Origin of the sequence: Microbacterium sp. CH12i, from assembly GCF_000685355.1 — a bacterium.
Taxonomy (GTDB): domain Bacteria; phylum Actinomycetota; class Actinomycetes; order Actinomycetales; family Microbacteriaceae; genus Microbacterium.
This window is the reverse complement of sequence record NZ_JHET01000004.1, coordinates 272,135-283,709: the sequence shown is the minus strand read 5'-3', so window position 1 is coordinate 283,709 and position 11,575 is coordinate 272,135. Positions and strand designations below refer to the sequence as shown.

The 11,575-nt window shown below is 63.5% G+C and carries 9 protein-coding genes; 5 read left to right on the top strand and 4 right to left on the bottom strand.

The window, feature by feature from the left end; all coding sequences use genetic code 11:
* The coding region (locus tag DC31_RS06385; RefSeq protein ID WP_036278237.1) for an NAD(P)/FAD-dependent oxidoreductase at nucleotides 1-886 on the bottom strand (886 nt) is incomplete at its 3' end.
* On the bottom strand, nucleotides 883-1,266 hold the full coding sequence (locus DC31_RS06380) for a thioredoxin family protein (RefSeq protein WP_036278234.1): 384 nt from the start codon (nucleotides 1,264-1,266) through the stop codon (nucleotides 883-885). The genes DC31_RS06380 and DC31_RS06385, both read right to left, overlap by 4 nt.
* Before the next feature lie 44 nt (nucleotides 1,267-1,310).
* On the opposite strand from DC31_RS06380, the gene DC31_RS19245 reads away from it, so the two are divergent.
* Nucleotides 1,311-1,541, top strand: coding sequence for an IS3 family transposase (locus tag DC31_RS19245; RefSeq protein WP_372460301.1), 231 nt, complete (start codon nucleotides 1,311-1,313; stop codon nucleotides 1,539-1,541).
* A 440-nt stretch (nucleotides 1,542-1,981) separates the two neighbouring features.
* Entirely contained in the window at nucleotides 1,982-2,212 is a 231-nt protein-coding gene (locus DC31_RS06370; RefSeq protein ID WP_051606499.1) for a VOC family protein, read from the top strand.
* A 252-nt stretch (nucleotides 2,213-2,464) separates the two neighbouring features.
* Here the strand turns inward: DC31_RS06370 and DC31_RS19870 are convergent, their stop codons facing one another.
* Entirely contained in the window at nucleotides 2,465-2,599 is a 135-nt protein-coding gene (locus tag DC31_RS19870; RefSeq protein WP_268748217.1) for a hypothetical protein, read from the bottom strand.
* 174 nt (nucleotides 2,600-2,773) lie between these two features.
* Between DC31_RS19870 and mobF the strand changes: the two genes are divergently transcribed.
* Nucleotides 2,774-6,331 (top strand): MobF family relaxase, encoded by a 3,558-nt coding sequence (gene mobF / locus DC31_RS06365; RefSeq protein WP_081813742.1) that lies wholly within the window; start codon nucleotides 2,774-2,776, stop codon nucleotides 6,329-6,331.
* Nucleotides 6,332-6,396: 65 nt separating this feature from the next.
* Here mobF and DC31_RS06360 read toward each other — a convergent pair whose 3' ends face one another.
* A complete protein-coding gene (locus DC31_RS06360; RefSeq protein WP_051606497.1) occupies nucleotides 6,397-7,401 on the bottom strand; it encodes a DNA-processing protein DprA in 1,005 nt (334 codons plus the stop codon).
* A gap of 600 nt (nucleotides 7,402-8,001) precedes the next feature.
* On the opposite strand from DC31_RS06360, the gene DC31_RS06350 reads away from it, so the two are divergent.
* Entirely contained in the window at nucleotides 8,002-8,760 is a 759-nt protein-coding gene (locus DC31_RS06350; protein WP_235201370.1) for an AAA family ATPase, read from the top strand.
* Nucleotides 8,761-9,005: 245 nt separating this feature from the next.
* A complete protein-coding gene (locus tag DC31_RS06345; RefSeq protein WP_036278228.1) occupies nucleotides 9,006-11,567 on the top strand; it encodes a S8 family peptidase in 2,562 nt (853 codons plus the stop codon).
* Nucleotides 11,568-11,575: the final 8 nt, after the last annotated feature.

Sequence of the window (11,575 nt, the reverse complement as noted above, 5' to 3'; positions counted from 1 at the left end):
CGACCGGCCGGCGCACCCCGGTGACCGGATCGACGCTGACCGTTGCGTCTCCGACCGCCCAGACCCCATCGAGGGAGGTCCTGCCGTGCTCGTCCACGACGAGCGCGCCCTGCTCGCACACAACACCCGCGGCCTCGAACACGGCCGTGTCCGGCCGCACCCCGGCGGCCAGCACGATCACATCCGCCGCCAGACGGGTGCCATCATCGAGCACCACCGTGTCCTGATCGGGGCCGGTCACGATGCTGCGTGCCGCGGTCCCGGTGTGCACGGCGATGTCAAGCCTGGTCAGTTCCTCTTGCACGAGCCAGGCGTGCTCGGCCTCCAACGGGGGAAGCACCTGCGGGGCGCACTCTACCACCGAGGTGGCCAAGCCCTGCCGGGCCAGCGCTTCGGCGGCCTCCAGCCCGATGAATCCCGCGCCCAGCACCATCGCCCGTCGCGCGCCCGCCTCCACGCGCTCGCGCAGCCCGGTCGCATCCTCCACCGTCCGCAGCGTCTGCACCCGCAGCGAGTCCAGCCCCTCGATCGGCGGGCGAGCGGCTACCGCCCCTGGCGAGAGCACCAGCGCGTCGTAACCGATCCGTTCCTCACCGGCCGAGGTGCGCACCACCACCTCGCGAGCGGCCGCATCGAGCGCCACGACCTCGTGACCGGTGCGCACATCCAGGTTCAGCGCCGCCCGCAGACGCTCCGGCGTCTGCACCAGCAACCGATCCGCTTCGACGATCTCCCCGCCCACGTAGTACGGCAGACCACAGTTCGCGAACGACACATACCGCCCACGCTCCAGCACGATGATCTCCGCGGACTCGTCTAGGCGCCGCGCCCGTGCCGCACAGCTCATCCCGCCGGCCACGCCGCCGACGACCACCACACGGGTCACCGTCGCGTCTCCGAAGCCTTGTCGTCCCGAGCTGCCACGGCCGTACGAACCTCATCCATGTCCAGCCCGCGCATCCCGGCGATCATCTGCTCCAACTGCGGCGCCCGCAGCGCACCCGGCTGAGCGAATACTATGACGCCCTCCCGGAACGCGACCAGCGTTGGGATCGAGGTGATCCCGAATCCCGCCGCCAGTTCCTGTTGCGCCTCGGTGTCGATCTTGCCGAATACCACGTCCGGGTGCGCCTCCGACGCCGCCTCGAACACCGGCGCGAAGCTCCGGCATGGACCACACCAGTCCGCCCAGAAATCCAGCAGCAGCATCGGACTGTCCTCAACCACCCGGGCCAGGTTCTCACTCGTGATCTCTCTCGTCGCCATGAGACCATTATACCCCCTGGGGTATTTTCACCAAATAGTCATCCCTGCGACGTGGCCGCCCGCCGCTTCTCGCGCAGTCCGCCAACCTCCGGCTGCGCGGCCCCTGGAAGACTGTCGAGCAGGTCGAGCTCGCGACCCTCGAGTGGGTGTGGTGGTGGAACAACCAGCGCCTCCACGGCGAGCTCGACATGCGCACCCCGATCGAGGTCGAGACGGCGTACTACGCTGACATCGAATCAGCCAATCCGGCATCCGCCGGGCAAGGCTCCCGATAGAAACGAAAGTCAGGCCGATTCAAGGTGAGGTTGAACCGGGGCGGGAACCGGCGGATGAACGCTGCGATCCGCCGCATCGCGATCACCTAGAAGCGCATGCACCAGCCCGCGCAGGACTACCTCGCCGCCGGGCGGGCGCTGGGGAACTCCAACACCGAGGCCATCCGTGCGCTGAAACGACACCCCGCCAGGCGAGTTTTCCCCCTGCTCCGGTCGACCGAGCCCGTAACGCTGGTGTCCGATCGGCGTTCGGTCGCGCTGTTAGCCGTGTAGCCGAGAACTCGCTCTCGACGTCACGATCACTTGCACGAGACAATGGGACGCATGGACGTGTAGAGCGTGACGGTCGGGCTACCAGTCAGCGACTCGAACCGAGCCGTCAAGTGGTATGAGGACGTGTTCGCTCTGGCGATCCAGACCTCGCACCCGCCGAAGGTGTCGTGGAGTTTCGGCTGGGCACGATTTGGCTACAGCTCGGCGAAGAGCCGACAAGCCGCTCCGGGGCGGAGGTCGTGACCCGGTTCGAAGTCAGCGACGCCGCCGCAGAACGGGAACGTCTGATCGGAGAAGGCATCGAGCGCGGGCCGCTCGAACACGTCCCGGACGCTATGGACTACTTCGACTTCCCCGACCCCGACGGCAACAAGCTCAGCTTCTACTCCGAGGTATAGCCCTCGGATGACTGTCGACCGCGGAGCTTCGAGCTGCTGGACCCAATCCCGTCCGTGACATTGAGGCAGAGGAACCCGCCGCAGAGCACATCGACGGGCTCAGCCTGGCTCCAGTCGATGGTGGTGATGTCGCCGAGATTCGGGGCGTCGGGCCAGCGGTGCGCGAAAACCGCGGGCGACGGGCTCGTTGATCTCGGAGAACCACACGGTGTGGGCGCCGAACACCTGCTCGACGGCGAGGTCGAGCCCGCCCTAGCCGGAGGACAGCGGCCCGGCCGGCAGACGGCGGTCGGCGTTCTCGTTGTTCAGCTCGCGCATGAAGACTCCGGCGGATCGGTGGTCCCCGCTCAACGCCGGGTTCGTCAGCAGCCAGGTGCTCGCACCCACTCCCGAGATCGTTCCGAGTCCGTCCGTCCGGCGCCGCGCGGAGCCGTCGTTCCGACTGTCCCTCAGGGCTGCCACGCGTCTTGCAGATCGAGGTCGCGACAACTCGCGTGTGATTTCTGAAGTCGCCGATCCTGCTTGTTTACCTCCTCCTTGATGGAGGGAAGGTGAGCTGCGGTGACGGTGTCGATGCGGGTGATGTCGGCGGGCGACGGCTACAAGTACCTGCTGCGCACAGTGGCCGCCGGTGACGGCGACCGAGATCTCTCGACTCCGTTGACGAGGTATTACAACGCGGACGGCACGCCGCCGGGGCGATGGATGGGCAGCGGCCTCGCGGCACTCGGAAGCGGGCAACTAAGCGACGGCGATGAGATCACCGAGGCGCAGCTCCAGCTGCTGATCGGCATGGGTCGTGACCCGCTTACCGGCGTGCCGCTCGGCCGATCCTACCCGGCGTACAAGTCGGTGGCTGAGCGAGTTCAGGAGCGAGTCGGTGCGCTCGATCCGGGGCTGGGTCCGACCGCTCGAGGCCGGGCCGTCGCGGCGATCGAAGCGGAGGAATCCGAGCGTGGCACTCGACGGGCGGTGGCCGGATATGACTTCACCTTCTCTATCCCGAAGTCCGCCTCCGTGCTGTGGGCAGTCGCTGACACAGGAACGCAATCACTCATCGTCAGTGCACACCATGCAGCGGTTGCAGAGGTGGTTGCGTTTATGGAGCGCGAGGTTGCAGCCACGCGCGCCGGTGCAACCCCTGGGGACGGTGCCGTTGCACAGGTCGAGGTGCGTGGGTTGATCGCGACAGCCTATGACCACTACGACTCACGCGCGGGTGACCCCCATCTGCACACGCACGTCGTGATCAGCAACAAGGTGCAGACAGTGCTCGACAACAAGTGGCGAAGCTTGGACGGGCGGCCCCTGCACGCTGCGACAGTGGCGCTCTCCGAGTTCCACGAAGCCGTGTTCGCCGATCACCTCACGCGGCTCTTCGGAGTTGAGTGGGAAACGCGTGAGCGCGGACGGGAGCGCAATGCGGCATGGGCGATCGCGAAGGTCCCTGAACAACTTGTGTCCGAGTTCTCGTCGCGGTCGCGGCACATCGACGAGGAGAAGGATCGTCTCATCGCTGCGTACGTGGAGAAGCACGGCAGGCAACCCTCCAGCACGACGATTATCAAGCTGCGTGCCCAGGCGACACTCGCTACACGCCCGGAGAAAGAGATCCACTCCCTCGCCGACCTCACTGCTCAGTGGCGGCAGCGGGCGGGCAACATCCTTGGTGGCGAGGCAACCCGCTGGGCACGTGAGGTCACCGCGAATAACGCGCCGTTGCTCTTGCGCGCTGATGATGTGCCGCTTGACGTCGTTCGCGGGCTGGGACAGAGCGTCGTGACTGTAGTTGGGGAGAAGCGTTCGACGTGGCGCCGGTGGAATCTCACGGCCGAAGCTGCCCGGCAAACGATGCGGTACCGTTTCGCGAGCACACGCGATCGTGAAGCGATCATCGGCATGGTTGTGGATGCTGCTGAGGCTGTGTCGATTCGACTCACGCCGCCCGAACTGGCATCCAGCCCTGCCGTCTTTCGCAGGAGTGACGAGACGTCGGTGTTTCGGCCGAAGAACTCCACGGTGTTCTCGTCTGGTGAGCTGCTCGACGCCGAGGAGCGCCTGCTTCAACTCGCGCACACAACGACGGGCCCGACTGTCTCGTTGGAGACGGTCGAGCGGATCGTGCGAAAGCCTGATCGTGAGCGGTTGGTGCTGGGGGAGGACCAAGCGTCCGCGCTGGCGGAGATCACGGTGTCCGGTCGCATCGTCGATCTGCTTGTCGGTCCCGCTGGTGCCGGGAAAACAACCGCGATGAGGGCGCTGCGATGGGCGTGGGAGAAGGAACACGGGAAAGGCGCTGTCGTCGGACTTGCGCCTTCGTCGAGTGCGGCACAGGTACTTGCTGAGGATCTTGGGATCGCGACCGAGAACACGGCGAAATGGTGGCAGAACCATCTCCAAGCAGGCGTAAGCTTCCAGCCGGGTCAGCTCGTGATCGTTGATGAAGCGTCGCTAGCGGGAACGCTCTCGCTCGACCGAATCACCCAGCTCGCGGCTGAGGTCGGAGCGAAAGTGCTACTCGTCGGCGACTACGCACAGCTCCAGGCTGTCGACGCGGGCGGGGCCTTCGGGCTGCTCACACATGACCGCAATGACGTGCCCGAACTCGTCGATGTTCACCGCTTCACGCACGACTGGGAAAAGCGGGCGTCCCTCGATCTTCGCCATGGCCACACCGACGTCATCGACACCTACGACGAGCACCAACGCATCGTTGACGGGGACACCGAGGAAATGATCGATTCAGCGTATACCGCCTGGCGCAGCGATCTCGTCGCGGGGCGTGCAACGGTTCTCGTCTCAGACTCCAATGAATCGGTGACCGCACTCAACAACCGAGCGCGCACCGATCTGATTCTCGATGGCGCCGTTCGCGGGTCACGTGAGTCTGAGCTGCACGACGGAACCCATGCGGCATCCGGAGATATCGTCATCACGCGCCGCAATGACCGCCGCCTACTGGCAGGGCGAGGCTGGGTGCGCAACGGAGATCGCTGGAACGTCGTCGATGTTCGACGCGATGGATCGATGCTTGTTCGACGGGCTGGAAGTTCCTGGGGGACCAGCGTTCTTCTGCCAGTCGACTATGTAGCTGAGCACGTCGAACTCGGCTACGCCGTGACATCCTTCCGCGCGCAAGGCCTCACCACCGATACTGCCCACGTGCTCGTCGACTCGACCATGACCAGGGAGACTCTCTACGTGGCGATGACGCGGGGCCGTGACGCCAATATCGCCTACGTTGCCATCGATACGCCCGACACTTCCCACGATGGACCACATCCTGGTGAGAACAATGAAGTCACTGGCCGCAGTATTCTCGGCGGCGTGCTCCAGCACGTCGGCGCCGAACTCTCTGCGCATGAAACGATCGCTGTCGAACAAGAGTCCTGGGGAACGATCGCCCAGCTCGCCGCAGAATATGAGGCGATCGCCGCCGCAGCGCAACGCGACCGGTGGGCCGCTCTGGTTCGGACATCCGGCCTCAGTGCAGACGAAGCCGATGATGTAATTGGCTCGGATGCGTTCGGCCCCTTGACCGCAGAGCTGCGCCGAGCTGAAGCAAACCATCATGACCTGGCCAACTTGCTCCCACGTCTCGTCCGTGCCCGTGGCTTTGGCAATGCGGACGACATCGCTGCCGTCATCCGACACCGAGTTATCGACGCCACCGCGCGACCAGCTGGATCAGGCCGCACACGCAAGGTGCCCAGGCTCATCGCCGGGCTCGTACCCGAAGCGATGGGACCGGTTGCTGATGACATGCGTCAGGCGCTCGATGAACGTCGTGACCTCATCACGCAGCGAGCCGACGCAGTGCTCGGCGAAGCCTTCGTCGATGATGCGCAATGGATCGCGTCACTCGGTGAAGCTCCCGCTGCCGCATCGGGGCGTGAGAGGCGGCAGTTGGCGGCGCGGACAATCGCCGCGTATCGCGACCGATACGCCGTCACGACGCCGAGCCCGCTTGGGCTCCGACCCGAGGCCACGGCGCAGCGAATCGATCACGCGAGGGCCGAAGCAGCACTCACCGAGATCCGCCGTATGAACGCCGGGGCCAAGGTTGTGCAGTCCCATCGTGAGCCGTCTGAGCGGACTTCGGAGGGGCGGGTGCTCTGACCGCTGCCCAGTCTCGCCGGTGCACAAACTTTTCTCCAGTCAACTGCGCTGAAGAAGATGAGCGATTACAGGCCGCGTGAATCGGGTGAGCGACGATCCCACGCTGCAGCGATGCGAAATGCTCGTGACAGCTCCGTGTTGTGGTCGTTGCTCTTGTCCTCGTCGGCGAGTCGAAGAACGTCTTCGGAACCTGTGAGCAAACGGGCGCGTCTGTCTTGAATGAGGATGTTGGAGCCATAGCTGGCGGCACTCGTGACGGGGCCAGGAACTGCACCGACTGAGCGACCAAGCTCCACTGCTTCGTTGGCGACACGGAGCGATCCTGACCGCGCCCCCGCCTCAACGATCACCGTCGTCGAGGAGAGCGCGGCCATAATCCGGCCACGATCGAGAAAGCGCTGCCGTGTTGGTGCAGCACCCGGTGCAACCTCAGAGACGAGGAGACCTTGTTGCTCAATACGCGCAAACAGATCCGTGTGTCCGGCAGGGTATGCGCGATCGACCCCACCCGCGAGGACTGCAATCGTTTTTCCACCGGTCGCCAGCGCCGACTGGTGTGCGACTGCTTCGATACCGTAGGCACCGCCAGCGACAACGACACGGCCACTGAGCGCGAGGTCACTGGCGAGTTCAATCGCCATGTGGTCCCCATACGCGGTGGAGGCGCGCGCACCGGTCAGCGTGATGCGGTCGGCGAAAGGCTTGGCCAGCAGCGCAGTCTCGCCACGCGTCCAAAGTGCATATGGTGTGCGTGCTCCGAGATCGTTGAGGGCGACTGGCCAATCCTTCTCACCCGGAATCACGACCCGGAGGCCTTGTCGCTCGAAGGCCGCCATCTGTGTGGCCAAGGTGTCGGCGCTGCTCACAGTGTGCAAGCGTTCGCGCCATACTGCCGCTGCGATTTGGTCGAGGCCGGGCACCGCACTATCAGAATCAGCGAGGCGCAGCAGCTCGACAGCGCCGACTCGGGCAAGGAGACGACCGGTCGACGGATCATTTGGTGCAGCCACGAGCGAGAGAACGGTACGCGCGCTTCGCTCGTCGTGTCCGAGAGAAGAGAGGGAAGTCATCGTAGGGCTCCTTCACGGCCAGTCATCACCGTGCAGGTGCGCGGCACCGCCCTTTCCTATGTCGTTGGTTCGGCGTACCCTGGAACCAGGCGACACACTCAATGTTCGCCATCGCCCGCGCGATGGCATGACGGCCCCAGGGCAGTCCTCCAAGGTTCAACGTTGCCGAACCATGAGAGGACCGTTGTCATGCTTCGAATCATCTGGGTCGTCAGCATCCACCTCCGCAACTTCATGCGCAGGTACATGCCCACCAACATCCTGCTCGACGCGATTCGAACCCGCCGCGGGCTCAAGTGGGGCGTGCCCGCGATGCTCCTCGCAATCCCGTACCTTCTCGCCGCGAGCGTCTGCACTGCGCTCATCGACGGGGGGAGCGTCCCGTTGGCTCTACGTCGTTGCTCTTGTCTGCATCTGGAACGCGCTCAAGTTCATCGGGATCGGGCCCGTCAGCGTCGTTGCGTTGGGGCGTGTGAAGTCGCGGGAGTTCGGTGCTGATCACCGGGCGCGGTATCCGTCCATGTCGGAGGTGCCCCGGTAGACTGACGATGTCCGCACGCATCGGGAGGCATCAAGAAGCGCTCTGAGAGGAGGTCCCACATGGCGACCAACGATCAGCTTAAAGCGCTTGTGAAGAGCCACGCCGATGGCGATGACCCGCAGTTCTACGCCGTCGCAATGCAAGTCGCAGCGAAGGCGGCTCGTGCCGGGCAGTCAAAGTTTGCTCAAGAACTTCGCGATCTTGTCAATGAACTGCGAGAGCGATCCGGGCAGAAGGCGCGCGTAGCCTCGATTGTTCCTTTCGCCCAGCCGAAGGGCGAGCTTGGTTCGCTCCTCAACGTTTCGTACCCTGAGGCGCGACTCAACGACCTGGTTCTCACCGGAAAGCTCGACGACCGACTGAAGCACGTCCTTCTAGAGCAGCGACAGCGCGATGCACTCGCTAAGCATGGGCTGACTCCTGCCCGTCGCCTTCTGCTCACCGGCCCTCCCGGGACCGGAAAGACCTCGACCGCGCGCGTAATCGCTGGCGAACTAGGACTGCCGCTGTTCTCCATCCGGCTGGACACCGTGCTTACCAAGTTCATGGGTGAGACCGCGGCCAAGCTGCGTCTGATCTTCGATGCTCTCGCCGAGACGCGTGGCGTCTACCTTTTCGACGAAGTCGATGCGCTCGGCGGCGACCGCGCCGCCCAGAATGACGTGGGTGAGATCCGACGGGTCCTTAACTCTTTTCTTCAGTTCCTCGAAGAAGACACGTCTGAGAGCGTCATCATCGCGGCGACAAACCACCCACGGCTGCTTGATAACGCACTTTTTTCGCCGTTTCGATACGGTAATGGACTTCACGTTGCCTGACGATGCCTCGGTGGAGTTGGTTGTCAAGAACCGGCTCTCATCGTTCCAGATCAACAACCTGAGTTGGGCGCGCATCGTTCCAACAGCGCGTGGTCTCAGCCACGCTGAAATCGCTACGGCAGCGGAGAACGCCGCGAAGCGAGCGATCCTGAGTGGGCGATCGCGAGTGCATACGGACGACCTCATCACAGCACTAGAAGAACGCCCGCGGCCAACTTTGCAAGCTGATAGGACCGTTTAGCGAGATGGCTGAGAGAGACCGTCCGCACATTGTTGTGCCGACGCCCCCTGCGACGGAGTCGTTCACACCGATATCGTTGGCGGTGACGCCAAAAGGTGGTGGCTTTGGAGGTAACCGGCCGGCTCACGGCCTACGGCTGACCGGCGAGTTCGAGAGCGCCTTTACCCAGTCGGATCATGATGGCGAGAACAAAGGAACGTACATTACGTTCGTGTCGTTCCCGGGGCTTGAGCTCGCGATCGAGAGCCTTGAATCGCATCGCTCCGGTGAACAGCCCGAACTCGTTGCTGTCCAAGAAGAGCAGAACGCCGATGGCGTGGTGATCATCGCGACCGTCTTCATCCCGGACGGTAAGAAGGAGTTCTTCCTCAAGAAGCTCGAACAGTACGTGGCTACGGCTGAGGTCGAGACGGGAAAACCGAAGAATGCTGCCTTGATCGAAGGCATCGCGTCGATCCGACTCGCGACTATCCGTCAGCTATGGACTGATCCGGCAGACGAGTTCCCTGCGCTCCAGACGCAGCTACGTTGGTGGGAAGTCTGGCTGCGAAAGAGCGACGGGAAGGAACACGAGCGCCTCGCTGACTACGCGGGCCAACAGAACTTGCGAACCAGCGACCACTACCTCGGTTTCGGAGATCGCATAGTCCTCTTGGTCCAGGCTTCAGCGGAGCAGCTTTCCAGGATGTTCCGCACCATTGATGACATCGCGGAGCTGCGCCGACCGCACGAGGTTTCCTCTTTTCTGCCGAACATTTCGGCGTCCGAGCAGGCTGACTGGGTACGTGAGCTTCAGGGGCGAGTAGAGCACGCCGAGTTGGGGTCACCCGTGGTCTGCATCCTTGATCGAGGAGTCCAAGCGGGACACCCGTTGCTCGAAGAGTCGTTCGCGTCGTCGGATCTCCATGCCGTGGAGTCAGGCTGGCGAGCTGATGTGGCCATCTGGAGTCACGGTACCGAAATGGCAGGCCTTGCCCTGTACGGCGACGTACAGGCAGCAGTCGCTTCCAATCAACAGGTCAGGCTTGGGCACCGGCTCGAATCAGTCAAGCTCCTGCCGGACACAGCGGAGAACGACCCCGACGTCTATGGGGCAGTCACCGCTCGCGCGGTTGACCAGCCCGAGATCACCGCCCCTGAACGGTCTCGTGTTTTCATGTTGGCGATCACTGCACCTGCAGCCCCAGCAAGCTCCGGGGCGAATGCACAAGACCGTCCGAAGCAAGAATCGGGCCGCCCCACGGCATGGTCCGCCACCATAGATGCTTTGGCGTTCGGTCGTGCTATCGACGACACCTCACCAAAGTTCACATACCTGAACCGCGACGAAGCACCCAGGCCACGGATTTTCGTCATCTCAGCGGGCAACATCCGGGACGTCCGCGCTGAAGACGACCATCTCGACCGCAGCGACGCTGAAGCAGTCGAAGACCCCTCGCAATCATGGAACGCACTGACTGTCGGTGCGTACGCGGAGCACGATGCGATGGACCATGCTTTGGATATTTTCGAGGGGTACGTTCCCGTTGCGCCGCGCGGAGAACTGTCACCGACCAGTCGCACGTCAGTCTCTTTTGATCAGAAACGCTGGCCTTTCAAGCCAGAGGTTGTAGCCCCCGGCGGGAACCTCGCGCGCTCGCCAGCGGGCACTGAAGTTGACACACCCGAGAACCTCGCGATTCTAACGACGCGCATGCAACGACCGGGCGAGGGGTACTTCACCACTTCTCGCGACACGTCTGCCGCTACAGCTCAAGTCGCAGCCATCGCCAGCGACATTAGAGCTGCGTATCCGCACCTGCGTGCGGAGACAGTACGGGCACTGATCGTCCATTCGGCTGAATGGACAGACGCGATGAGAGCGCGAGTCGAGGGCGTATCCACCAAAAAGGAGGCCGTGAACCTCTTGCGCCGCTACGGGATGGGCGTGCCAAGCCTTGATCGTGCGACGCGCAGTGCGGCAAACGCTCTCACGCTGGTCGACGAGGCAGTGATTCACCCGTACGAGCGTGACGGCAACTCCAGCAGCGGGACTGCCCGCGAGATGAATCTGCATAAGTTGCCATGGCCGATCGCCGAACTATCGGCACTCGGGGAGACCAAAGTCCTCCTGAGGGTGACCCTCTCGTACTTCGTGGAGCCAAACCCCTCGAGCCGTGGTTGGACTGGTCGATACGTCTATCCGTCTCACGGACTCCGCTTTGCGATGAAGCGACCCGAGGACAGCGTCGATGCGTTCCGGCAGCGAGTGAACAAACAGGCACGCGAGGACGGCCAAAAGCCGCTCAAGCTCAACGCTGAAAAGGGCTGGTTGTTCGGTCGTGACCAGCAGACCTCGACGGGATCACTCCACACCGATATCTGGAGAGGGTCAGCGGTCGATCTTGCGAGCAAGGAAGCCGTTGCCGTTTATCCCGTCACGGGTTGGTGGAAGAACCGCCCGAAACTGGACCAGAGCGACCGAGGCGTCAACTACTCGCTTGTGGTGAGTATCGAAGCGCCGGAAGTGGAAGTCGATCTCTGGACGCCGGTTTCGCAGCAGATCTCGACAGTGATCCAGGTTTAGACGTGATC

Excerpts from the sequence above, each read along its gene's own strand:
- DC31_RS06360 (WP_051606497.1), bottom strand. The coding sequence starts at position 7,401 with ATGACTTCCCTCTCTTCTCTCGGACACGACGAGCGAAGCGCGCGTACC.
- DC31_RS06380 (WP_036278234.1), bottom strand. The coding sequence starts at position 1,266 with ATGGCGACGAGAGAGATCACGAGTGAGAACCTGGCCCGGGTGGTTGAG.
- DC31_RS06350 (WP_235201370.1), top strand. The coding sequence starts at position 8,002 with ATGGCGACCAACGATCAGCTTAAAGCGCTTGTGAAGAGCCACGCCGAT.
- DC31_RS06345 (WP_036278228.1), top strand. The coding sequence starts at position 9,006 with ATGGCTGAGAGAGACCGTCCGCACATTGTTGTGCCGACGCCCCCTGCG.